General features: G+C 65.1%; 24 protein-coding genes. 4 read left to right on the forward strand and 20 right to left on the reverse strand.

The annotated features are described in order from the left end of the window. Positions 1-31: 31 nt before the first annotated feature. Positions 32-1,153, reverse strand: coding sequence for a L,D-transpeptidase (locus M2432_RS05290; protein WP_280825683.1), 1,122 nt, complete (start codon positions 1,151-1,153; stop codon positions 32-34). A gap of 155 nt (positions 1,154-1,308) precedes the next feature. Further along, a complete protein-coding gene (locus M2432_RS05295) occupies positions 1,309-1,638 on the reverse strand; it encodes a metal-sensitive transcriptional regulator (protein ID WP_280825684.1) in 330 nt (109 codons plus the stop codon). Positions 1,639-1,756: 118 nt separating this feature from the next. Here M2432_RS05295 and ilvD point away from each other — a divergent pair, with 118 nt between their 5' ends. Beyond that, entirely contained in the window at positions 1,757-3,472 is a 1,716-nt protein-coding gene (gene ilvD, locus M2432_RS05300) for a dihydroxy-acid dehydratase (protein WP_280825685.1), read from the forward strand. A gap of 76 nt (positions 3,473-3,548) precedes the next feature. Here ilvD and M2432_RS05305 read toward each other — a convergent pair whose 3' ends face one another. The 8 genes from M2432_RS05305 to M2432_RS05340 all read right to left on the reverse strand — a co-directional run bounded on the left by M2432_RS05305 (position 3,549) and on the right by M2432_RS05340 (position 9,302). Then, positions 3,549-3,989 (reverse strand): SPW repeat protein, encoded by a 441-nt coding sequence (locus M2432_RS05305; RefSeq protein ID WP_280825686.1) that lies wholly within the window; start codon positions 3,987-3,989, stop codon positions 3,549-3,551. 162 nt (positions 3,990-4,151) lie between these two features. Further along, positions 4,152-4,559 carry a hypothetical protein gene (locus M2432_RS05310; RefSeq protein ID WP_280825687.1) on the reverse strand — a complete coding sequence of 136 codons (408 nt, stop codon included), beginning with the start codon at positions 4,557-4,559 and terminating at the stop codon, positions 4,152-4,154. 71 nt (positions 4,560-4,630) lie between these two features. Then, on the reverse strand, positions 4,631-5,380 hold the full coding sequence (locus M2432_RS05315) for a hypothetical protein (RefSeq protein ID WP_280825688.1): 750 nt from the start codon (positions 5,378-5,380) through the stop codon (positions 4,631-4,633). Beyond that, complete coding sequence (locus M2432_RS05320) at positions 5,377-6,057, reverse strand: O-methyltransferase (RefSeq protein ID WP_280825689.1); 681 nt, start codon at positions 6,055-6,057, stop codon at positions 5,377-5,379. Before M2432_RS05320 ends, M2432_RS05315 begins: the two co-directional genes overlap by 4 nt. 54 nt (positions 6,058-6,111) lie before the next feature. Then, positions 6,112-6,615: a TIGR04338 family metallohydrolase gene (locus M2432_RS05325; protein WP_280825690.1), complete on the reverse strand. Its 504-nt coding sequence runs from the start codon at positions 6,613-6,615 to the stop codon at positions 6,112-6,114. Continuing rightward, a complete protein-coding gene (locus M2432_RS05330; protein ID WP_280825691.1) occupies positions 6,612-7,361 on the reverse strand; it encodes a DUF2786 domain-containing protein in 750 nt (249 codons plus the stop codon). The genes M2432_RS05325 and M2432_RS05330 overlap by 4 nt, the downstream gene beginning before the upstream one ends. A gap of 76 nt (positions 7,362-7,437) precedes the next feature. Further along, complete coding sequence (locus tag M2432_RS05335; protein ID WP_280825692.1) at positions 7,438-8,466, reverse strand: hypothetical protein; 1,029 nt, start codon at positions 8,464-8,466, stop codon at positions 7,438-7,440. Next, positions 8,463-9,302: an alpha/beta hydrolase gene (locus tag M2432_RS05340; protein ID WP_280825693.1), complete on the reverse strand. Its 840-nt coding sequence runs from the start codon at positions 9,300-9,302 to the stop codon at positions 8,463-8,465. Before M2432_RS05340 ends, M2432_RS05335 begins: the two co-directional genes overlap by 4 nt. Positions 9,303-9,342: 40 nt before the next feature. On the opposite strand from M2432_RS05340, the gene M2432_RS05345 reads away from it, so the two are divergent. Then, positions 9,343-10,368: a sigma-70 family RNA polymerase sigma factor gene (locus M2432_RS05345; protein ID WP_280825694.1), complete on the forward strand. Its 1,026-nt coding sequence runs from the start codon at positions 9,343-9,345 to the stop codon at positions 10,366-10,368. Between the two features lie 167 nt (positions 10,369-10,535). After that, the gene (locus tag M2432_RS05350; protein ID WP_280825695.1) at positions 10,536-11,663 is read left to right on the forward strand and encodes an NDMA-dependent alcohol dehydrogenase; all 1,128 of its coding nucleotides are present in this window, start codon (positions 10,536-10,538) and stop codon (positions 11,661-11,663) included. Positions 11,664-11,667: 4 nt separating this feature from the next. On the opposite strand, the gene M2432_RS05355 is transcribed toward M2432_RS05350, so the two are convergent. The 3 genes from M2432_RS05355 to M2432_RS05365 form a co-directional block, all read right to left on the reverse strand. Further along, complete coding sequence (locus M2432_RS05355; protein ID WP_280825696.1) at positions 11,668-12,624, reverse strand: L-lactate dehydrogenase; 957 nt, start codon at positions 12,622-12,624, stop codon at positions 11,668-11,670. A gap of 102 nt (positions 12,625-12,726) precedes the next feature. Next, a complete protein-coding gene (locus tag M2432_RS05360) occupies positions 12,727-13,503 on the reverse strand; it encodes an SDR family NAD(P)-dependent oxidoreductase (RefSeq protein WP_280825697.1) in 777 nt (258 codons plus the stop codon). Between the two features lie 133 nt (positions 13,504-13,636). Next, the gene (locus M2432_RS05365) at positions 13,637-14,080 is read right to left on the reverse strand and encodes a MarR family winged helix-turn-helix transcriptional regulator (protein WP_280825698.1); all 444 of its coding nucleotides are present in this window, start codon (positions 14,078-14,080) and stop codon (positions 13,637-13,639) included. Positions 14,081-14,170: 90 nt separating this feature from the next. On the opposite strand from M2432_RS05365, the gene M2432_RS05370 reads away from it, so the two are divergent. After that, positions 14,171-14,935, forward strand: a complete 765-nt coding sequence (locus M2432_RS05370; protein ID WP_280825699.1) for a pirin-like bicupin family protein — start codon at positions 14,171-14,173, stop codon at positions 14,933-14,935. Positions 14,936-15,024: 89 nt separating this feature from the next. Here M2432_RS05370 and M2432_RS05375 read toward each other — a convergent pair whose 3' ends face one another. Genes M2432_RS05375 through M2432_RS05405 form a run of 7 tightly spaced genes read right to left on the reverse strand, consistent with a single transcriptional unit; the run spans position 15,025 to position 22,339 of the window. Then, positions 15,025-15,873, reverse strand: a complete 849-nt coding sequence (locus M2432_RS05375; RefSeq protein WP_280825700.1) for a mammalian cell entry protein — start codon at positions 15,871-15,873, stop codon at positions 15,025-15,027. Then, positions 15,840-16,403, reverse strand: coding sequence for a mammalian cell entry protein (locus M2432_RS05380; protein ID WP_280825701.1), 564 nt, complete (start codon positions 16,401-16,403; stop codon positions 15,840-15,842). Before M2432_RS05380 ends, M2432_RS05375 begins: the two co-directional genes overlap by 34 nt. Next, positions 16,400-17,386, reverse strand: a complete 987-nt coding sequence (locus tag M2432_RS05385) for an RDD family protein (RefSeq protein ID WP_280825702.1) — start codon at positions 17,384-17,386, stop codon at positions 16,400-16,402. Before M2432_RS05385 ends, M2432_RS05380 begins: the two co-directional genes overlap by 4 nt. Next, positions 17,383-18,030 (reverse strand): hypothetical protein, encoded by a 648-nt coding sequence (locus tag M2432_RS05390; protein ID WP_280825703.1) that lies wholly within the window; start codon positions 18,028-18,030, stop codon positions 17,383-17,385. The genes M2432_RS05385 and M2432_RS05390 overlap by 4 nt, the downstream gene beginning before the upstream one ends. Beyond that, complete coding sequence (locus M2432_RS05395; protein WP_280825704.1) at positions 18,000-19,556, reverse strand: MlaD family protein; 1,557 nt, start codon at positions 19,554-19,556, stop codon at positions 18,000-18,002. The genes M2432_RS05390 and M2432_RS05395 overlap by 31 nt, the downstream gene beginning before the upstream one ends. Before the next feature lie 3 nt (positions 19,557-19,559). Beyond that, positions 19,560-20,729, reverse strand: a complete 1,170-nt coding sequence (locus tag M2432_RS05400; protein WP_280825705.1) for a virulence factor Mce family protein — start codon at positions 20,727-20,729, stop codon at positions 19,560-19,562. Then, on the reverse strand, positions 20,726-22,339 hold the full coding sequence (locus tag M2432_RS05405) for a virulence factor Mce family protein (protein ID WP_280825706.1): 1,614 nt from the start codon (positions 22,337-22,339) through the stop codon (positions 20,726-20,728). The genes M2432_RS05400 and M2432_RS05405 overlap by 4 nt, the downstream gene beginning before the upstream one ends. Positions 22,340-22,346 lie beyond the last annotated feature (7 nt).

Below are 22,346 nucleotides of genomic sequence, written 5' to 3' on the forward strand. Positions count from 1 at the left end.
GCGTGCGGGGGCATTTACGTCTGGTCGTGGACTATCTCGACGACGACGAGCCCGAAGCGCTGGACGAAGCCGCAGTGGAACTGGCGGCAGGGGTCGTCATACCCCACTGCCAGTCATCGGCGCCGTCGGACTGGTTGTAAAGGCCGGTCGAGTTCTTCACCACGATCGGGTCACCGCTGCCGAACTGGTCGTAGAACCACTTGGCGTTGTCCGGCCCAATGTTGATGCAGCCGTGACTGACGTTGCGTCTGCCCTGGTCAGCCACCGACCACGGCGCGCTGTGCACGAACGCACCGCTGTTGTCGATCCGGACCGCGTTCTGCACGTTCACCTTGTATCCCTGCGGGGAGTCCGAGGGCACGCCGAAAGTCGCCGAGTCCATCACCACGGTGGGGAACTTCTCCAGCACGTAGTAGGTGCCGTTCTTGGTCTCGTCGCCGGCCTTGCCCATCGACATCGGGAAGCTCTTCTCCACCACGCCATTTCGGCTGACCGTCATGGTGTGCGTTGCGTTGTCGGCGGTCGCCACCAGTGAGTCACCGGTTCGGAAGCTGGACTTGGTGCCCGCCGCGTCGATGTTGACGACGGTGTTGGCCGGCCAGAAGGCTATGGGCCGCCAGCGAAGCTGGGTGTCAGTGACCCAGTAGAACATGCCGGCCACCGGCGGATTCGATGTGATGTGCACGGCGTCCTGGGCCATCCGCTGGTTGGCGATGGGCCGCTGGAAGTTGATGTAGATCGGCTTGGCCACGCCCACCATGGAGCCGTTCACGGGGTTGAACGACGGCGGCAGGAACGGCGGCTGCCCGACGAACGGCGTCGGGTTCTGGCCGGCCGGGGTTCCCGCTGGGATGGGCTCGGCTACGCCGGGGATGGGCGCGGTCGGGTCGGCCGGTGCCACCGGAACGGCGGCCGGCACCGGTGCAACCGGCGGAGCAGGCGGCGCCAGTGGGTCAGCAGCGGGAGGTGGAGGAGGCGGCGCAAACGGGTCACCGGCTGGTGGCACGGCTGCCACCGGCTGATCAACGACTGGTGCACCCGGGTCCGGTGCGTCCGGATCGGCCAGGGCTGAGGGGGTCACTGTGACCATTCCCGCGACCATGGCGGCCGCGGCCGCCATGTTGATTAGCCTGCTCTTCTTCCACTGCGGCATACGCCACCTCCAATTCACAAACTGCCTCCAGTGTCGCACAGCGACCTGACCGGCAACGGGTTCTGACCTGCGTCAGCAGCCCACTTCAGGGCAGCTGTATACGCCCAGACCTGCACTGTCCATCGTCTGCCCACCGATGTTTGTTACTGCTCCAGCTAGGACCGCACCAGCCGGGCAATGGCCGCGGAAGCCTCGGCCAGCTTCTTCTCGGCCTCGTCTCCGCCCTCGGCGACGGCGTGCGTCACGCAGTGCCCCAGGTGCTCGTCGAGCAGGCCCAGCGCCACCGATTGCAACGCGCTCGTGACCGCGCTGATCTGGGTGAGCACGTCGATGCAGTACTTGTCCTCGTCGATCATCTTGGCGATGCCGCGGACCTGCCCCTCCACTCGGCGCAGCCGCTTGGCGTAATTCTCTTTATTTGGCGAATAGCCGTGCGCGGCAGCGCTGTGCTCGGGAGCCGCTCCGGCTGGGGTGTCTGCCGTCATGAACCAAGTATAGAGCATACCCCCAAGGGGTATTTTTGATCGGCGGCGAGCGGCTCCGCTGCCGAAATTAAGCCTGACCAGGCTCAAACCGATTAGACGGCCTGCGCATACTTGAACCATGAGCGAAGCCCCGCCTGCCGACAAATCCGTCGATATCAAACCCCGCAGCCGCGACGTCACCGACGGCCTGGAGAAGACCGCCGCCCGCGGAATGCTCCGCGCGGTAGGCATGGGAGACGACGACTGGGCCAAGCCGCAGATCGGCGTCGGTTCGTCGTGGAACGAGATCACCCCGTGCAACATGTCACTGCAGCGCCTGGCCCAGTCGGTCAAGGACGGCGTGCACGAGGCCGGTGGCTACCCACTGGAATTCGGCACCATCTCCGTCTCCGACGGCATCTCGATGGGCCACGAGGGCATGCACTTCTCGCTGGTGTCGCGTGAGGTGATCGCCGACAGCGTCGAGACCGTGATGCAGGCCGAGCGCCTCGACGGCAGCGTGCTGCTGGCCGGCTGCGACAAGTCCATCCCCGGCATGCTGATGGCCGCGGCCCGCCTCAACCTGGCGAGCGTGTTCCTCTACAACGGCTCGATCATGCCCGGTGTGGCGAAGCTGACCGACGGCACCGAGAAGGAAGTCACCATCATCGACGCCTTCGAGGCTGTCGGCGCCTGTGCTCGAGGGTTGATGTCCCGCGAAGACGTCGACATCATCGAGCGCGCCATCTGTCCCGGAGAGGGTGCGTGCGGTGGCATGTACACCGCCAACACCATGGCATCGGCTGCCGAGGCACTCGGAATGTCGTTGCCGGGCAGTGCATCTCCGGTTGCCGTCGACAAGCGCCGCGAAGAGTACGCACGCAAGTCCGGCGAGGCCGTCGTCGAGATGCTGCGTCGTGGCATCACCTCCCGCGACATCCTGACCAAAGAAGCGTTCGAGAACGCCATCGCGGTGGTCATGGCCTTCGGCGGCTCTACCAACGCGGTGCTGCACCTGCTGGCCATCGCGCGCGAAGCCGAAGTCGAGCTGACCCTGGCCGACTTCACCCGGATCGGCAACAAGGTGCCGCACCTGGCTGACGTGAAACCCTTTGGGCGCCACGTGATGAAGGACGTCGACGAGATCGGCGGCGTGCCGGTGGTGATGCGTGCGCTATTGGATGCCGGTCTGCTGCACGGCGATTGCCTGACCGTCACCGGAAAGACCATGGCCGAGAACCTGGCCCACATCGCCCCGCCCGACCCGGACGGCAAGGTGCTACGCGCCATGGACAACCCGATCCACCCCACGGGTGGCATCACCATCCTGCACGGGTCACTGGCCCCCGAGGGTGCCGTGGTCAAGTCGGCAGGCTTCGATTCAGACGTGTTCGAAGGCACCGCAAGGGTTTTCGAGCGTGAGCGGGCCGCGCTGGACGCACTCGAGGACGGCACCATCACCCACGGCGACGTCGTGGTGATCCGTTACGAGGGCCCCAAGGGTGGGCCGGGCATGCGCGAGATGCTGGCCATCACCGGCGCCATCAAGGGCGCCGGCCTTGGCAAGGACGTGCTGCTGATGACCGATGGCCGGTTCTCCGGCGGGACGACGGGCCTGTGCGTCGGGCACATCGCGCCGGAGGCTGTCGACGGCGGGCCCATCGCCTTCGTCCGCGACGGTGACCGGATTCGTCTCGACGTCGCCAACGGCACGCTCGACGTGCTGGTCGACGAGGCCGAATTCAATGCCCGCAAAGAAGGTTTCAAACCGCTGCCGCCGACCTACAACACCGGCGTGCTGGCCAAGTACACCAAGCTGGTCCAGTCGGCCGCCGTCGGCGCGGTCTGCTACTAGCTGCAGCCAGGCGGCGGCGGGGCGTCGGGCGCATAGAACTGCCCGACGTCGCCGCCGCTGCACGCCTGAGGGTTGATCAGCCGTGCCGCGAGCTGGAGTTGCGTACACGCATACCCAGATAGGCCGCGTACAGACCGAGCAGGATGACCGCTGCGCCACTGAGCACGTGGGACCAGATCATGCCTGCGGTAGGCCCGCTCTCGAAGATCCACGGCGAAATGACGAGCCATACACCGAATAACGGCAATGTCCAGGTCATACCGTGGCTGCGGTCGAGGGCACAACCGAAGCACATGGCCAGCAACCCGATGGTCCCGCCGACGAGCAGGTCGTTGACCGACAGCCGAGTCGTGGCGTTGTAGCCGATGATCCAGGGCGACAACGCCACGTAGACCGCGGCCATCAGCGTCAGACCAAAGGTCGCCTGCGCTGTCATCGACTCGGCGACGCGGTCATAACCGGCCCGTAACGACATGATGTCGGGGTGTTGGTCGATTGACGAATGGACTGTAGTCATTTCTACTCCTTCCGGTACACGGCAAGGGGTTCGGCCTTGCCGCACCCATCCATCCATTTCCAGATTACGCGGGTTGGCAGCCGATCGTTCCCTGAGATTTCATCGACCGACCAACCGCGGGCGCCGGTCTGCCGCAGTGTGGGTGGCGGCTTCTGACCAGCCCTATTCCGCCACCAGCACCGCGCGGTCACCGACCGGACCACCAAGTGGCACAACGATTTTGGCTGGCGCAACCAGCGTCATGCACATGCGGCCGACCGTGTCCGGACGCTGCCCTCCGGTCAACGTGACCTGGACCGTCTGATCGGTTTCCTGCACAGTGACATGCGCGCCGACGCAATTCTGCGAGCTGCTCAAGAAGTTGAGGGTCAGCTGCGGGGCGGGGTCCATTCGGCTCCAGGACTCGATGTGCAGCAGTTGCGGGCGGACGATCTGCGGATTGTCGGTGAACATCGCGCCGTCGGCGGGCAGCGGCACTTCCGGCAGCACCGTCGGATCAGCCGACGCTGTCGGCGTGACAGCGACGGCCAGCACGGCGCTGGCTAAGACAAGAGCAGTGGCCAAGCGCATCTGGCCACCCTAACGCGGCCGACTTGTGCACGTCAGGGTGCGCCAAGCGCCCCAAATCATGCACAAATCACTCACCCGAAGCGCGCATGCAGCGCGGGCAGAAACCCCGCCAGGTGGTTCATCTCTTGCGCACAGTGCACCAGCAGGTCACGCGGATCCGGAAGCAGCCGGGCTGCGATGGGTCGTAATGCCTTTTCGGCCAACGATGCTCCGGATCTCAGAGCGACATGTCTACCGCCCAGCCAGAATCGTGAGCGCATCTCGGCTCCATCAGCGATGGGCCGGACTTGGTGTACCAGCCAGCCGATGTCCACCGGAATATCCGGGGAACCCAACCGCGCCGTGATAGCTACCCCGGTGTGCCCCAACACCGACGGTTCGACGAATTGGATTGCCGCCCTGGTAAATGACGAACCGAGGTATTCCCGCACGATCGAGGTGCGGCCGACATAAGTCTCATCATCTCGGCCGTCACGCCACTGTGCCGAGACGTGTGCGCGGGGATGCCACAGCTTGTACCGACGGCTATCGCAACCATGCCATCCGAACCACCAGTCCCACATGGCAGGAGTTACGCCGGGCATGTCGGTACGCACCGCCACCGTGAAGCCACCGTCCCTCAACCGCCCGTAGCCGTTCTCGGTCTGCTGGTAACCTACCGGCTCCAATCGCTCGTCGTAGTCTGGCAACACCGGCCCGGCCTGGGGTCCGTGTTCCAGCGCCTGCACTACATGTCCGGGCAATGGCGCCATTTCCGGATCGAAGAACTCTGCGAACGGAGCGGCGGCGTCATCGCGCCGGTAGCCGAGATAACCGCTCATGACGGCAACACCTGCTCCCCCACCCGCGCGACGGCGAAACCGTCCCAGCCTTTGGTGCCGACCGTCTGGATCGCGGCGGTCTGCAGTCGCGGATGGTTACCCATCAGCTCCAGCATGTCGCGGACCCCGCGGGCTTGTAGATCGTCGGCGGCCGGATCGAGCACCCGGCCCATCCGGGTGATGTTGTCCACGACGATCACCGCTCCCGGAACCGCAAGCTGTACTGCCCATTCCACGTATGCGCTGTTGTTCTCCTTGTCGGCGTCGATGAAGAAGAAGTCGAACCGCTCGCCGCGCTGTGCCAGTTGCGGCAGGGTGTCCAACGCAGCTCCGACCAGCACCTCCACCTGGCCCCCGACACCGGCCGCCTGAAAGTTGGCCCGTGCAACCTCCGCGTGTGCCGGCGAGTATTCCAGCGTGATCACCCGACCGGACGGGCCGACCCCGCGCGCCAGGTTGATGGTGCTGTAACCGGCCAGGGTGCCGATCTCCAGCACCCGGCTGGCGCCACTGACAGTTGCCAACAGCGACAACAGCTTTCCGTGCTGCGCGGACACTTCGATGGCCGGCATACCTGCCGCCACCGCGGATTCGCGGACAGCGGCCAGCACCTGGTCCTCGGTGTGCAGCACCTGGTTGAACATTTGATCGACGGTCTGTGGATCGGGTCCGCTCATGACCTCAGGCTAGGCGATTTCGCTGTGCTCATGGGTGCTCATCAGGGACGGACGTCACCCCCGAGCACACCGAACTCCCTCCTTGGCGTACACCACCCGCAATACATGCCCCACTTCCGGACCCATCACCACCTCGCACAGCTCGCACAGCGTCGCGGTGAAAACCGGCCCATGCACCGGAACATCGTCCGCGAGGTGGTGCGCGATCTCATGCAGAACCACCAATTCCCTTAGTGCCCAGGTGGTTTCATGCTCCGGGACCGCGATGACACCGCCACCATCCAGGCGTTCGTAGTGCGCAGCGGCCACTCCGCGGCGGGCCCGCACTGCCAGCGCACCGGCCGTCGGCCAGCGTGCAGCCACGGTAGGCAACGCCAGCACATCGGTCACATACCGCCGCACCGACTCCACCGAACCGAACCGGGCCTCGGGCGGCAAGGTCAGTTGCGTGCCGAAGAAGTCGACGACGGGATTGCCCGAACCGCCCGCACGGTCGAACACGGTCCGGACGAATTGTTCCGCGGCGTAAACGGCCGCCCGTTGCGAATCCCGGGTCATCTCTCCAAAGCCGTATGCGCACCGGATAACTCGGTGCTGGGCCCCAAGCGGGCCTGGCGTCCCGCCCGGTCACCAGCGCGTCGCGCCGCTGACGAATACCCCGCCGACGCGCTGGTGGCCCGCCAGCTCCCGCGCGCGCTGGAGGTCTGCTTGTAGAACGACACCAGCTCAAGGTCCTTGTTACGCAGCGCGATTGTGGTGCCCGGTTGGTCGGTACGGTCGGCCGTCGCGGCCCGATGAGCCTCCTCGCGCGCGTCGGACAGCCGCTGCCCCACGCGTGCCCCGAAGGCCAGTTGGAAGTTCAGCCGAGCGGTGATGGTCGGCGTCGGCCGGTGCGCGCCGGTCACGATGTACCCATCGGACGCCTTGACCATCTGGACCACCAGGCTGGCGTACAGCGCGTGGGTGGCGTCGATGTCCTCGGTGAACCCGTAGGCGTAGACAAACGTCGAGTTGGACGCGATATCGCACCGCACATCGTTGGCCCGGGCGATCACCACGAACAGTTGCACGAAGGTGCGCAGTCCACGGGTGCCTGCCTCGCCGATGGTGATGGTGCGCTGGATAGGTGTCTGTGCAGCGGTGCGGGTGACCGAATGCGCCCGCGCCACCGCCAGGTCGATGGACGTGGTGGTGGCCAGCCGTTGCGCGGCGGCCATGAATGCCTCCGCCTCGTGCACATTGTCAGTGTTCTCGGCCTGACGCAGCAACGCGGCGATGCGGACCAGCATCCTGTCGTCACTCATGGCACCAACCACCGTGTCCGACAAGAACTTTCATGCCTGAACTACCATTTCTCTCCCCCATGGCCGAAGTCTACGACTAGCTACCGACAAACCCGGAGAGCGCACGCACCAGCTGCGGAGACAGTGGCGCGCCGGAGGCGTAGTTGGCGACGTTGTCGGTCGGGTCGTCGCGCAGCACATGGTTGACGCCCTTGAGGGCCGCCACGGTCAATCGCGTGTGGGCCAGTGCGGCGATCAGCGGCTTCTCCGCCTCGCACGAGGCCTGCGCATCCGAATCCGAGCACGTCAGCAGGACCACGGTCTCGGCCGGAACCCTGGCCGCCAGAGCCAGCGGATCAATGGCGTCGGTCTCGAGCACCGCCTTGATGTTGCCTGGATTCAGAATGGCGCCAAGGCCTTCGGGCAGTTTGTCCGGCACAGTCCCGGCGGACCTCGCCTGGGCCACGGCAGCTGTCCAGGTCGCCATCACCTGATCGGCCTGCTGCTGGGTCTTCGCCCCCGCCTTCACGTCAGCGTCAACGGACAAGCGCACCCGGGTGGTAATGATGTCCAGGTACCGCCCGGACAGCGGCTGCAACAGTGCCAGCGAATGGATTTTCGGCGCATCCGCCGAGGTGTCCACAACCAGGTTCAGCGCATGTACCGACCCCTCGCCCAAGCCGTACACCGAGATTCGCGATTTGTCGGTGCCGGGTTGACCGGCCAGGAACCGCATCGCGGCCTTGGCGCCGGTGGTGTACACCGCGCTGCCGACGTCCTTCGGGTTCTGCGCGTACGGACCCAGTCCGGTCTTGCCGGTGCCCACCTTGTCGTAACGCAGGCTGTTGACGTTCTTGCCAGACAGGAACTCTGCGAGTTGACGCATGTTGCCGACCTTGCCGGCCACCGCATTGTCACCGTCGCGGTCAGTCTTGCCGCTCTCGGAGATCAGCAGGACCGCCGGCGCCGCAGCCGCGCCAGGCTGGTGCCGGTAGCTGCCGTGGATGGTCAGCCCGTCAGCGACGAAGCTGACCTGCTCGTCCGTCCAGGGTTTACCGCCACCCGAGCTGCAGCCGGCAACCAGCAATGCCGTCAGCCAGACCAGAAGGCGGACAGCGTGTTTCACAGATGAACCTCGATCCAGCTCACGACGTCGTCGAGCACCACCGCTTGCTCGGGCTCGTTGAACACCTCGTGGTACAGCCCGGGATAGACCTTCAGCGAAACGTCTTTGGAGCCGACGCACTCGACCAGCTTGCGGCTGCCCGCAACCGGAATCAGCTTGTCCGCCTCACCGTGCTCCACCAGCAAGGGTGCGGTGATCGCCGCGGCCCGCCGCGGCATGGTCTCGCCGACTCCGATGAGCGCCTTGGCAATTCCGGCGGGCAACCTGCCGTGATGCACCAGCGGGTCGGCCTCGTAGGCAGCGACCACCTCGGGGTCCCGCGATACCGCGTCGGCGGGCAGGTTCTGCACTGGCAGCCCCGGAGCAATGGTCCCGGCGATCTTGGCCACCGCGGCCAGCATTGGCGACACCGAGGCGCGGGCGTCCACGGCCGGGCCGGACAGCACCATCAGGTGGTAGTCGTCCGGGTGCTCGACGCCGTAGCTGAAGACGATGCCGCCGCCCATACTGTGCCCCAGCACGATCCGCTTCAAATCCGGGTACTCGGCGGTGGCGATGCCGACCAGATGGTGAAAGTCGCCGGTGTACTCGGAGATGTCGCGGAGGTACACCCGCCTGCCGCCCGAACGGCCGTGGCCGCGGTGATCCAGCGCGAAAGTGATCAGCCCGGCCTGACCGAACCGTGCGGCCACATGGTCGTAGCGGCGGGCATGCTCGCCGTAGCCATGCGACAACACCACCACGCCGGTCGGGTCGGTATTCGGCACCCAGACGTCGTAGACGATGTTGGTGCCGCCTACACCATCGAAGTTGCGCTCACTGCGGGTGGTGACCATGCAGGCAAGACTAACGGGGCTCGTAGCGACACCACAGAACTTGTCACTCCCCCCGCGTACTCTCGCGCAGGTGAGTGTTCTCGCCGAAAATTCACCGGGGTCCTCCGCTCGCGACGCGTTCCTCGCTGATGCCCAACGACATCGGCGTGAGCTGCTGGCGCACTGCTACCGGATGACCGGTTCGCTGCACGACGCCGAGGACCTGGTGCAAGAGACCTACCTGCGGGCGTGGAAGTCCTATGACGGGTTCGAGGGCAAATCGTCGGTGCGAACTTGGCTGTACCGGATCGCCACCAACACCTGTCTGACCGCGCTGGACGGGCGGGCGCGGCGGCCGTTGCCGTCTGGGCTGGGGCAACCTGCCGCTGACCCGCACGCCGAGATCACCTCACGCCCGGAGATCGGCTGGCTCGAACCGCTTCCCGATGTTCACGATGTGTCCAGTGACCCGCAGACCATCGTCGGCTCACGTGAGTCCGTCCGGTTGGCTTTTATTGCTGCGCTGCAACATCTTTCGCCGCGTCAGCGGGCCGTTCTGGTGCTGCGGGACGTGCTGCAGTTCAAGGCCGCGGAGGTGGGTGAAGCGGTCGGGACGTCGACGGCCGCGGTCAACAGTCTGCTGCAACGGGCCCGCACCCAACTCGACGCCGTCGGGCCCAAGCAGGACGACACCCTGGCTGAGCCGGATTCCGACGAAGCGCGCTACCTGCTGACCCGGTACATCGATGCGTTCGAAACATACGACATCGACGCCCTGGTCAAGCTGTTCACCGCCGACTCGGTGTGGGAGATGCCGCCGTTCGACACCTGGTACTCCGGGCCGTCGGACATTGGCGCTCTGTCGCGCGACAAGTGCCCGGCGGAGAAAGCCGGCGATATGCGGTTCGTGGTGACGACGGCCAACGGCCAGCCCGCCGCCGCCATGTACCTGCACAACCCGGACACCGGCCGACATGAGGCATTCCAGCTACACGTCCTGGACATCAAGCCCGACGGCATCGCTCACGTGGTGGCGTTCATGGACCCGACGTTGTTCGAGAAGTTCGGGCTGGCTCCCAATATCTGAGCAGCCGTGATGGCTACCGAGCGTGCGATATTCGAGAACCACGCACTACTGGCCATAGCCTGGCTACTCCCTAGACGATATCTTCTGGATTGGTATTTACGCAGCTCATAGCCACTCTATACCACCGTTTTGTAACGTGTTCTCGATTTTTGGCTATGATCTGCGCCATGAAGACCAAGGGCGCTCTGCTGTGGGAAGTGAATTCACCGTTCAAGGTCGAGGAGATCGACCTTGGCGACCCTGTCGCCGACGAAGTACAGATCCAGATGCATGCCGCCGGCATGTGCCACTCCGACTACCACCTGACCACCGGGGCCACCCCGATGCCGCTGCCGTGCCTCGGCGGGCACGAGGGCGCCGGCGTGGTAACCAAGGTCGGAAAGAACGTCACCGGTATCGAAGAGGGCGACCACGTCATCCTGGCTTTCATCCCGGCCTGTGGCACCTGCCCGCCGTGCATGAAGGGCCTCCGCTCGCTGTGTGACCGCGGTGCGGTCCTGCTGGGCGGCAAGGCCATCGCCGACGGCACCAACCGAATTCACGCCGCGAACGGCCGCGAAGTCGCCGCGATGAACCTGCTGGGCACCTTCGCGCCGTACATGACGGTGCACAAGGACTCGGTGGTCAAGATCGACAAGGACATTCCGTTCACCTCGGCCGCCATCATGGGTTGCGCCGTGCCCACCGGCTTCGGCTCGGCCACCAACGTCGCCCAGGTGCAGGCGGGTGAGACGGTCGCGATCATCGGTGTCGGCGGCATCGGCATGAGTGCGCTGCAGGGCGCGGTGATCTCCGGCGCCAGGCACGTCATCGCCATCGACCCGAACCCATGGAAGCGCGAGCAGGCGCTCAAGTTCGGTGCCACGCACGTCTACCCGTCGATGGCCGAGGCCATCGCCCCGATGATCGACCTGACCTACGGACTGATGGCTGACAAGGTCATCATCGCGGTCGGCGAGATGAAGGGCGAGTACATCGAAGAGGCCATGATCCTGACCGCCAAGACCGGCACCTGCGTGGTCACCGGCATGGGCTCGATGATGGACGCGGACGTCAAACTGAACCTCTTCCTGTTCACCATGTTGCAGAAGACGTTGAAGGGCAACATCTTTGGTGGCGGCAGCTCGCACATCGAGACCCCGCGGCTGGCCGCGCTGTACAAGTCCGGCCTGCTGAACGTCGACGACATGGTCACCCGGACCTACAAGCTTGAAGACATCAACCAGGGCTACCAGGACATGTTGGACGGCAACAACATTCGCGGTGTAGTCACCTTCGACGAATCGGACTGGTAAGCAGTCAGCCGGGGTGCCCGGCCTGGTAGGCAGCGCGCAGCGTGTCCGCCGATGCCAGCAGGCCGTGCAGTTCGTCGTCGGCAACCGGAACCTCAAGCACGTCGCCGGCACCGTCGGCGGTCACCACAGTCGGAAGCGACAGACAGACATCGGTGAGTCCGTAGGCGCCCTTCTGCACCGTGGAAACCGGCAGTACCCGGTGCTGGTTTCCGCGGATCGCTTCGATGATCCGGGCGGTCGAGAGTCCGATCGCAAGGTTGGTGGCGCCTTTTCCCTCGATGATCTCGTAGGCGGCCCTGACCACGTTCGTGGTGATCTGTGTCCTGGCGGCTTCGTCGAAGATCAGCTCACCGTGTAGCCGGAAGTGCGACGCCGGCACGCCTCCGATGGACACGCTGGACCACAGCGCGATCTCCGAATCGCCGTGCTCACCGACGATGAACCCATGCACATTGCTGACAGCCAGGTCGGCGTGTTCGGCGATGAGATAGCGAAACCTGCTGGAGTCCAACACAGTTCCCGATCCGAAGATGTGCCCCGGTGGGGCATCGACCGACGCCGCGGCGGCATAGGTGATCACATCAACCGGATTGGTGACGAACACAATGACCGCGTTCGGTGACAGTTCGAGCAGTTTGGGCGTGAGGTCTTCGGCCATGGACACGTTGCTGGTCAGCAGTTCCAGCCGAGTCTGACCGGGCTGCTGTTTGGCGCCCGCGGTGACGATGACGATCTGGGAATCAGCGGTGACGGCCAAGTCGTCGCCCCCGTATACCGGGCAATGCGGGACGAACTGGCTGCCGTGGTTCAGGTCGAGCACCTCGGCGCGAACCTTCTTGGCGAAGATGTCGTAGAGCGCCAGCGAAGCTGCCGATCCGCGGATGAGACACGCGAAGGCGATTGCGGTACCGACGCTACCAACGCCGACGATGGAGACCTTGCCATTGCGGTGTGCGGCCACCGGTCCATCATCGCGCAACGACCAACATCCTGCGGCTCAAATGGAAACTGCCCACTTCCAAGTGAAAGCGGGCAGTTTCGACGCCTGTTGGTGTGGCAGACGCTACTTCGGTGGCATCCGGATGCCGCCGTCCACGCGGACGACCTCAGCGTTCATGTACGAGTTGGTCAGCAGCTCGACGACCATGGAGGCCAGCTCGTCGGGCTTGCCCAGGCGGTGCGGGAACAGCACAGACTCGCCGAGCTTGGCCTTGAATGCCTCGGAGGCCTCGCCCTCGCCGTAGATCGGGGTGTCGATAAGTCCGGGTGCGACGGTGTTGACTCGAATACCCACTGCCGACAGGTCGCGGGCGACCGGCAGAGTCAGGCCGACGACGCCACCCTTGGACGACGAGTACGCAGCCTGGCCGATCTGCCCGTCGAACGCCGCGACGCTGGTCATGTTGACGATGGCGCCACGCTCACCGGTCTCGGTGAACTCGTTCTTGCTCATCTGGGTGGCTGCGATGCGGATGCAGTCGAAGGTGCCGACCAGGTTGATGTCCAGCACCTTCTTGTACAGGCCCAGGTCGTGCGCCGAGGAGAACTCGCCGTCCTTGCCGATGGTGCGCTGGGCCCAGCCGACGCCGGCCGAGTTCACCAGTGCGCGCAGCGGGCCCAGGTCCGCGGCTGTCTTGACTGCGTCGATGATCTGGTCGGTGTTGGTGACGTCGACCGTGACGAAGACGCCGCCGATCTCCTTGGCGAGAGCCTCACCCTTTTCAGCCTGCAGGTCGGCGACGACGACCCGGGCACCCTTGGCAGCCAACTGGCGGGCAGTGGCCGCGCCGATTCCTGATGCGCCACCGGTAACGATCGCGCTTGCTCCATTGATATCCACGGTGAACAGCGTAGGTGCCACCCAACCACCCGGTTGATGCAGGTCCGCGTGCACTACCGCAGCCGATCTGCCCCTTCGCCGCCGAGTTCGCCACGCTCCTGTCGGGCCAGGGCTCGTACGGTGCTCATGCCGCTCAGTCTGGCAGGGCCAGCCGACCGAGCACTGCGGCCAACCAGCCCGCTACCGCCCGCGTCTGGGTTGCGCTCATGTCGTCGAAGACCAGCGAGCGGACCAGCCCGGCGTGGCTCGGCGCGGCGGCCACGAGTGCGGCAGCACCGGCCTTGGTGAGGTCGACCTGGGCGCCCCGCCCATCAGCGGGACTGGCGCTGCGCTCCACCAGGTCCCGGCCCTGCATCCGGCGCAGCTGGTGCGATACCCGGCTCTGCTCCCACCCCAGCCGGGCGCCCAGCTCGTTGATCCGGCAGCCCCGACGCTCGCTGATGGCGACCAGCACGTCGTAGTCCGATAGTGACAGTCCGTGGTCACGCTGCAGCTGACGGTTGAGCGCAGCCTGCAAGCGGCCGGTCATGGCCAGGTAGTCGCGCCACAGGGCTTGTTGTTCGTCGGTCAACCACATGAAATATATGACACATCATTTATGTTGTGCAGTCCAGCACCAGCCACCTCGACATCCGCATTAGGCTGGCCACAACGACAGGGGTACGACATGACCGGTACTGAAACCGTCGACATCCGCCGCGCAGGCGACCGCGCCGCCACCAAGATTTCGTGGCTGGACTCCAAGCACTCGTTCTCATTCGGCAGCCATTACGACCCGGCCAACACCCACCACGGCCTGCTGCTGGTGAACAACGACGATATCGTCAAGGCGGGCACAGGCTTTGAAACGCACCCGCATCGCGACATGGAGATCGTCACCTGGGTTCTGCGCGGTTCACTGGTGCATCAGGACTCAACCGGGAACTCCGGTGTCATCTATCCCGGCCTGGCCCAGCGAATGTCGGCCGGCCGCGGCATCATGCACTCGGAGAAGAACGACTCGTGGCGGCTCACCGGATCGGAATCGCATAGTGAACCAGTGCATTTCGTACAGATGTGGGTGGTCCCCGACGAGTCGGGAATCACCCCCGGCTACCAGCAACTGGAGATCGACGACGAGCTGATGCGCGGGCGCCTGGTGACCATCGCGTCCGGAATGCCCGCCCACTCAGGAGATGCCGCCATCACCATCCGGCAACGCAACGCCGCCTTGCACGGTGCACGCCTGAATCCCGGTGAGCACGTCGAACTTCCGACGGCGCCGTATCTGCACCTGTTCGTGGCTCGCGGCGAGGTCTCCATGGAAGGCGCCGGCGCGCTAGACGAAGGCGACGCGGTCCGGATCACAGCGTCGGGCGGTCAGCGGGTCACCGCCACCACCCCGGCCGAGATCCTGGTGTGGGAGATGCACTCCGGCCTGCTCGCTGCCTGATCTCTCTCCTGGCCGAGAATGACGAAATGGTCCCTACCGCCCACCGCGGCAGTGACCATTTCGTCGTTTCGATACTGCGCGCTGCAGGTCTATAGCCGCGGTGTCAGATCCAACTGGGTCAGCGCGGTCATGTGATCGATCAGCCAGTCCCCGCCTTGCCTGGTCAAGGTCAGCCGGTAGGACTGGTACCGCAGCGCCGGGATGTTCTTGCTCAGCGGACTGGTGGCCACCGAATTGGTATATACGATGGCGACTGCATCGGAGGGCCCGATGGACTCGACCGCAGCACCCATCACCTTGGTTTTGTTGGTGATCTGCGCCTGCTTGTTGCCGGCCGCGATCCTGTCGATCTCCTCGCGGTACTCGGTGGCGAACTGCTTGGCCAGGTACTTCTGCGACCGATCCGGCAGCTTCTCCATGTCTTCCGGGGTGTAGGTCCACAGCGCGGTGACCGCGGCAGCCGCGGTCTGCGCCACCTCAAACTTGTTGTGCACCAAGGCCCGGTCAGCAAGGTACGGCTGCAGTGCCGCACCGGCGAAAGCCGTGGCGCCGACGACCAACGCCCCTGCAGCGATGCCCGCGATGATCAGCTTCCGCCCGACCGGACGATGCGGCACCATCGGGCGGTCGCCGTCCTCGGCCGCGCCGACCGCGTCGTCCTCGCCGGATTCGTTGCCCACAACGGCCGCGCCGTCCGACTCAGCTACCTCCGACGATTTTTCCTGCGCTTCAACGGCTTCCGTCTCATCCACCGACGCGTCGCCAACCTCCTCGCCGGCTGATTCGTCATCGTCCTGCGAATCACCTTGCGAGTCTGCGGGTTTGACCAGCTGGTGACGCAGGACCTGATGCTTGTGCCGGGCCGCCTTGCCTTGCGGCGCCCCGGCCGGCGCACCCTCGGCGGTCAGATCACCTGGTTCATTCGGCTGATCTTCCACTGCCGTCCTTCCTGAGAAGCCGTTACCACCCAACGGGATCCACTCTCGACCGTCGACTTGCCGTTCGGGCTCGTCGTGGTCATCTTCATCGCGATCAGCACGTCGGCACTGTCGTCGTCATTCCATCGCTGTACCCCGGCCGCCTCGACAGCCCCGCGTGCCGGTTGTGCCTGCGCCACCTGCAGGAGGATCTGGTCCTTCTTGTCCTTGAACTGCTTGGCAAAATCGCCGGTCGCCTGGGTCTGAATACGGTCGACGTAGTCATTGGCGTGGTACGGGTCGAGCGCGGTGAAGCCCGTCATGAACTCCTGCACGTACCCCAGCACCGATGCAGAGCGGGCCTGGCCGGCGGCCTCCCGCTCATGCTGGACCAGCAAGAACGTGCTGGCCGCGACCGCCGCGATCACCACGAGCGCGGCGATGCCCGCGACGACGGGCAGGCCCCAGCTCCGTGGCGTGGGCGGCACGTCGGTGAAGTACTCCCCGGCGACGAAGCGTTCGGCCGAATCGACCTTGCGACGCGGGCTCATCGACCGCCTCCCGGAGACGGTTTCAGCACGGCCAGGTTGGACAACTGCCACCGGCCGTCGTGCGACCTGACGAAATCCACTCGCACCGTTGCGGTCATGAACTTCAACGAACTCGCATCGACACCGCGCTGTCCCCGCAGGGCAACCAGCATCGACGCCCGGTCCGGGACGGTAAGCGGTTCCAGTACTGCACTGCTGACCGCGAAATACTGATTGGTGGTCGGGTGCTTGGCGGCCGCCTGCTGCTGCTTGACCAACTGATCGCGGTAACTGTCGGCGACCAGGGTCAGCGCATGCTGGAAATCCTTCTGGTAACTGTCCAGGCCGTAGCTCAGGATCTGCTCGACGATCCTGGGCCCCTGCTCTGAAATCTGTTGGCGGGCTTCACCGATCGCCTGGTCCTGACGGAACTGTGTGCCATAGCTCAGCCCGACGGCAGCGACGCTGATCAGGGCCGCCGCCAGCAACACCGCTCCGGCCCGTCCTCGGGTGTCCCGGCGCGGAGCGTCTATGACGTGAACCTCGGTGCGCAGCAACATGTCTGCGAACGTGCGGTGCCGCGCATCCCACAACGGCCACAGCCAGCCCAGGCACAGGGCGAAGGTATCCAGCAGATGAGCCAGATCGCGCAGAATCAGCCGCCCGATTCCCACTCCGGTTCCGTCCGGACCCGACAACTGCACCCGGATCGCGAACAGCGAACGCCCCAGACTCCACCCGGTCAGCGCCGGCAGCAGCCATCGGTTCACCAGAGCCGCGGCGGCGATCACCGTCGCTGCCGACGCATAGGCCCACAGCAACCAGCTGTCCCGGGCGGCATAACCCAACAGCGCCATCACTGCAACGACAGCCACCCCGAGCAACACGTCCACCGAAAACGCACCGGCACGAGCCGGCCAGGACGCCAAGTCGCTCGCGTCCCGTGCCGATTCTGCTGCTGAAACTTCGGGGTCGATGTTCGGCGCATCCAAACCGACCGTCACGAGGTGACCTGGTCGAGCTTGGCCACCTTGTAGGTGCCGTCCACCGGCGCCATCTGCGCCCGCATCCGGTAACCCACTTCCTTGTCCTTCTGCGTGCTGTTGCTGATCTTCACCCGGAACGCCACCAACACGTCCATGGAGCCGTCATCGTTGTGCTTCTCGACGGCGGCACGCATCTCCGTCACCTGCACCTTGGCGTTGGCGGCCTGGTAGGCCTCCAGCATGATGCCGCTCATGAACGACGCCTGCGCGCCATAGCCCCCGGTGGAGCATTCGATGATCTTGGTCTGCGCGGCGACCATCGCGGCGGTGTCCGGCGCCTGCGTCGCGGTGACGCAGTCCTTGGCAGCCTTCACCGCGACCGCTTCGTTGGCCGCGATCGCCTGACTCTCCCGGTGCGATTTCAGCGCGAAATAGCCACCGAGGCCGGCTGCGGTGGCGAGCGCCAACAGCAGCAGGCACACGGACAGCGCGATGCCCCGGCCGATCCGGGTGGCGCGCGCGGCGCCGACGGATTCGTCCGATGCCTCGTCGGCTACGTCGATCGACTCTTCGGAAGGCGGTTCCGTCGTCACTACGTCCTGCGACGTGACGTCCTGATCATCGGTGGGGTTCAGCTGGCTGGTGCCAGCATCTCCTTCCATCCGTCGTCTCCTGGGTTGCTCTGGTTGTTGACGGAGTACTTGACACCGTTCGGTCCGTCCACCTGACCGCTTTGCGGGTTGTAGATGGCCCCGGGGCCTGTCGGCGTGTAGATACACGGGTTGGGCTGCTGCCCACTGCAGGCGACAGTACCCTGCCCGGGTGTGCTCAGCGGGTCACTGGTGGGAGCCGAAGCGCGCTCGGGAGGTGGCAGCAGGTTCGCCGGTATCGGGTTCATGCCGTTGTTGATCGACGGCGCCGGAATCACCTTGCCGGGGTCAACCGGCTGGTCACAGCGCGCGGCCGGAGCCGGGCAGTTCACGATCTGGTCGGGATCGCCGTACCACGGGTTGGTACCCAACGGCTCATACGGCTTGTTGTCCCGGCAGTCCGTCGGCGTGGCCGCACGCTTGCCCGGCACGTCGACACACGGAAGGTTGCGTGACCCACGGACGGTGTTCTGCGCGTCCTTCGGAATTCGGCAGTACAGGCCGGACGCCAACGGAGCCGTCGAGGTGTCCGCCGGGGATCGCCACTCCGATGCCGGCAGGAAGCCGGTGAGGCACGGCGGCGGCGAGTTGAGGTCGAAAAGCGCCAGTTGGATCGGGATCTCGTTGGAGTAGACCGCGGTCAGGGAGTCGACGATCGGGCCCGCCATCGGCAGCACCACCAGCACCTGTTCCAGGCCCTTGTTGTACCGCTTCAACATGTCCAGCACGATCTCGACGTTCGCCAGCGATTGCGGCAGCGCGTCCTGTACCTGGCCGAAGACCGAGTTCAGCTGGTCGGCCGTGGGCGCGCCCTGTTGGATGGCGCCGCGCAACGCAGCGTCCTCCTGAGCGGCCTGTCCCGCCAGCACGTTCAGGTTCCGTGCCCACCGCTCGATGGCGCCGCCCGAATTGACCTGGCTGTCGAGGATCGGCCCCGAGTTATCGACAACGTCGTTGACCGAACTCAGGTTGGCTTTGAAGTCACCCGCGATGGCCTGGGTGCCGTCCACCAAGTGCTGCAGCGACGGACCGAGTCCGCCGATGGCTTGCGAGGTGTAGTCGAGCAGCGCCCCGATCTTCTCCTTGGGCAGCGCCTGCAGTCCGTTGTTGGCGGAGTCCAGTGCGGGTCCGACCTCCTTGGGCACAGAGCCCTTGGTGATGGTCTGCCCAGCACTGAGGAACTGGTTGGGCTGGTCCGGCGACACCAGGTCTATGAACTGCTCACCGACCGCCGACACCGAGTGCACATTGGCCACCGCGTCAATCGGAATCTTGTATCTGTCGAAGATGTCCATCTTGACCCGGGCGCCGGTTACGGTCGGCTCCACCGACAGCACCTTGCCGATCTTCGTGCCGCGGTAGGTGACGTTGGCGGTCTTGTACAGGCCGCCCGAGGCCGGCAGATCGGCATACAGCCGGTACATGCCCCAGCCGAGATAGGTCGGCATCTGCAGGTAGACCACCGACAGGACGAGCAACCCAGCCACCGTCAGCAGCGCGAAGATCACCAGCTGCACTTTGAGAAAGCGCGTCAACATCGCTCAGTAGCCCCTTTCCACCCGTGGGCCACCCGGTGCGTTGAGCGGGTTCGGCTGGAACCTGGCATCCGGGATCATGGTCGCCGGGTCACGGCCCCAAGACTGCTCGAGCGCACGCAACAAACCGGAGACTCCAGTTCCGGTGAGGATGCCGTTGTCGATGGCACTCAACGTCAGATCCAGGTGCAGCGAGATGTTCATGTAGTCGCCGCGGATGATCTTCGGGATGTTGTCGATCGGGAACGGCAGGGTGAGCAACAGCCGCATGGCCGGCACCAGGTTTGGTGACGTCTTCGCGATCTGCTTGAGCGCCCGCTGCAGGTCAACCAGGTTGGTGTGCAGGTTCGCGTTGCTGCCCGACAAGGTGGCGTCGGCAGCCTTCGACAAGCGGCCCAACGCCAGCACCGCGTTGGTGAACAGATCCTGGGTTTTCGCGAAATGCTCGATCAGCGGCGGGAACTCGGTCAGCACCCGGTCCAGCGTGTCGTTGCGCTTCGCCACGACGGACAGCAGCTTGTCCGTCGACTGGATTGCCCGGGTGATGTCATTGCGCTGCTGGTTGAGCTCGTCGGTGAAGGTGTCCAGCCGGTTCAGGAACTCACGGATCTGGTCTCCGCGCCCGTTGAGGATGTTGTAGACCTCGGACTGGATCTTTTCGAGGTTCGGCACACCGCCGCCGTTCAGGATGCCGGAGATGCCTGCCAGCGTCCGCTCGATGGTCGGGTAGGCCGACGAGTTCTTCAACGGGATGGTGTCGCCGTTGCGCAGTGGCTCCGGTGACGGATTGGGCGGCGGATCCAGCTGGACGTGCTGTGAACCCAGCAGGCTGGTCTGGCCGACCTTGGCCAGCACGTTGCGCGGCAGGTGAATGCCCGGATCCAGGTCGATGGTCAGCGTGGGGATCCAGTTCTTCAACTCGATGGCCCGCACCCTGCCGACGAACACGTCGGCCACTCGGACCCGGCTGTTCGCGTTGAGCGCCAAGGTATCCGGCATCTGGACGTAGATGGTCGAGTGGCCCTTGCCGGTGCCGGGACCACCTGGCAGCGGCATGCTGGCGACACCGCGCCAGCCGCACGAACTGAGAATCAGCATCGCGGCCGCGAGTGCGCCGGCCCGGCGGGCGTTACGCGCCCACCGCCGCGGCGTCGGCTTGGTCAGCCCGGTCATCATTGGCCTCCAGCTTCAGCAGGCAGGGCAGGTCCAGCAGGAGCTGGTGCCGGCCCCGGCGCCGGCCCGGCGCCCATCGGACTCGGATCAGGCGGGTTGTTACCCGGCAGCGGCGGTGACACCGGCCCCGGCTGCGGGTACCACGGCGGCGGTAGCGGGCTGCTCTCGTTGTAGGCGTCCGGCGGCCCGGCCATGTTCTGGCCACCCGTCGGCGGCACGATGTCCGGCCCACCCATGAGCTCACTCAGCGAATCCGGGGTCAGCAGATCCTGGGTGGATTGCCCGAGCTTCAGCCCCTGCATTCCGGGAGCCGTGATCCAGCCCGGCTCATGCTGACCGTGCGACCACGGGGTATCCCGCGAGAACACACCCGGCACCGTGGTGTCCTTGAAACCACCCGGCGGCTGCAGCCTGGGCTCCGAGTAGGCGACCGCCTTGGGCAAGGTCATGGCCGTGACCGCCATGTTGTTGCCGAAGGGCAGGGAGTTGAACTTGATCGCGTCCATGATCGGCCCCAGATACTGCGCGCACAGCTCCGCCGAGTCCTGGTAGCCCAGTCGGCTACCGGCCTGGATCGAACTGCAGACGAACTGCATCGGGTTGGAGAAGTTGGTCAGACCCGGGCTGATGGGCATGGAGATCAACCCGCCGGTTGCCGGCGAGTAGATGTTCACCAAGTTGGCCAGGAAGTTCGGGTAGGCGTGCAGCGCCCGCTCCAGACCGTCACGCGGCTCCGGCTGCAGGATGGCCGTCGTCGCCTCGGAGACATCGTTGATGTCGTGGGCCAGCACGTCGCCGTTCTTGTCGAGGAAGCTGCGGGTCGTCGTCATCAGCTGGTTCAGGCTCTTCAACGCCGTCGCCAGCTCCTGATCGTTGTTGGTGAATTTATTGGTGAACGAAGCCAGGTCATTGTTCAGCGCGGTGAACTGCTGATCGCTCTTGTGCAGCGCGTTGACGAACACGGCCAGGCTCTTGATCACCTGGAAGAAATCGCCCCGCCCCTGGTTCAGGGTGGTCACCGCATCGGACAAACCCTTGAGGGTCCGGTTGATCTGTTCGCCTTTGCCCTGCAATCCGTCGGCAAACGCTTCGATGACGTCACCGAACGGACCCTTGGGCTGTTTGGGGGTTGGGCCCAAGTCGTCCAGGATGCGTGTCAGCTGGTTGCGCAGCTCGTCATACTCGATCGGAATCTGGGTCCGCTCGATCGGGATGACGGCGCCATCCTGCATGACCGGTCCGCCCGTGTAGGGCGGCGACAGCTGGATCACGCGGGACGCGACAATACTCGGATTCAGTACGGACGCCGAGGCGTTCTCGGGAACCGAGTACTTGCTGGCGTAGTGGAAGACCACCTTCATCTTGTCGCCGGAGGTCTCGATGGAGTCGATTTTGCCGACCTCGACGCCCATGATCTGGACCGCGTCGCCGGGGTACAGCGCCAGCACCTCAGGGAAGTAGGCGGTGACCGTTGTGGTGGTCAACTTCCGGTAGACGTGCACGCCGATGACGCAGGCAGCCACCACGGCAATCAGCGCGAGGGTGCCCACGATCAGTGTGGTCCGGGTCAGCTTCGGCATCTTGATGTTGCGGATGCTGTAAACAGTCGACATCGTGGCG

The sequence above is a fragment of the Mycobacterium sp. OTB74 genome (genome assembly GCF_029892685.1).
Lineage (GTDB): Bacteria > Actinomycetota > Actinomycetes > Mycobacteriales > Mycobacteriaceae > Mycobacterium.

What these genes read in the sequence shown, in the direction of transcription:
- M2432_RS05395 (WP_280825704.1), bottom strand. Translation starts at nt 19,556, where the DNA reads ATGTTGACGCGCTTTCTCAAAGTGCAGCTGGTGATCTTCGCGCTGCTG.
- M2432_RS05370 (WP_280825699.1), top strand. Translation starts at nt 14,171, where the DNA reads ATGACCGGTACTGAAACCGTCGACATCCGCCGCGCAGGCGACCGCGCC.
- M2432_RS05350 (WP_280825695.1), top strand. Translation starts at nt 10,536, where the DNA reads ATGAAGACCAAGGGCGCTCTGCTGTGGGAAGTGAATTCACCGTTCAAG.
- M2432_RS05315 (WP_280825688.1), bottom strand. Translation starts at nt 5,380, where the DNA reads ATGAGCGGTTATCTCGGCTACCGGCGCGATGACGCCGCCGCTCCGTTC.
- M2432_RS05295 (WP_280825684.1), bottom strand. Translation starts at nt 1,638, where the DNA reads ATGACGGCAGACACCCCAGCCGGAGCGGCTCCCGAGCACAGCGCTGCC.
- M2432_RS05405 (WP_280825706.1), bottom strand. Translation starts at nt 22,339, where the DNA reads ATGTCGACTGTTTACAGCATCCGCAACATCAAGATGCCGAAGCTGACC.
- M2432_RS05400 (WP_280825705.1), bottom strand. Translation starts at nt 20,729, where the DNA reads ATGATGACCGGGCTGACCAAGCCGACGCCGCGGCGGTGGGCGCGTAAC.
- M2432_RS05325 (WP_280825690.1), bottom strand. Translation starts at nt 6,615, where the DNA reads ATGACCCGGGATTCGCAACGGGCGGCCGTTTACGCCGCGGAACAATTC.
- ilvD (WP_280825685.1), top strand. Translation starts at nt 1,757, where the DNA reads ATGAGCGAAGCCCCGCCTGCCGACAAATCCGTCGATATCAAACCCCGC.
- M2432_RS05320 (WP_280825689.1), bottom strand. Translation starts at nt 6,057, where the DNA reads ATGAGCGGACCCGATCCACAGACCGTCGATCAAATGTTCAACCAGGTG.
- M2432_RS05330 (WP_280825691.1), bottom strand. Translation starts at nt 7,361, where the DNA reads ATGAGTGACGACAGGATGCTGGTCCGCATCGCCGCGTTGCTGCGTCAG.
- M2432_RS05365 (WP_280825698.1), bottom strand. Translation starts at nt 14,080, where the DNA reads ATGTGGTTGACCGACGAACAACAAGCCCTGTGGCGCGACTACCTGGCC.
- M2432_RS05305 (WP_280825686.1), bottom strand. Translation starts at nt 3,989, where the DNA reads ATGACTACAGTCCATTCGTCAATCGACCAACACCCCGACATCATGTCG.
- M2432_RS05390 (WP_280825703.1), bottom strand. Translation starts at nt 18,030, where the DNA reads ATGGAAGGAGATGCTGGCACCAGCCAGCTGAACCCCACCGATGATCAG.
- M2432_RS05340 (WP_280825693.1), bottom strand. Translation starts at nt 9,302, where the DNA reads ATGGTCACCACCCGCAGTGAGCGCAACTTCGATGGTGTAGGCGGCACC.
- M2432_RS05310 (WP_280825687.1), bottom strand. Translation starts at nt 4,559, where the DNA reads ATGCGCTTGGCCACTGCTCTTGTCTTAGCCAGCGCCGTGCTGGCCGTC.
- M2432_RS05380 (WP_280825701.1), bottom strand. Translation starts at nt 16,403, where the DNA reads ATGAGCCCGCGTCGCAAGGTCGATTCGGCCGAACGCTTCGTCGCCGGG.
- M2432_RS05290 (WP_280825683.1), bottom strand. Translation starts at nt 1,153, where the DNA reads ATGCCGCAGTGGAAGAAGAGCAGGCTAATCAACATGGCGGCCGCGGCC.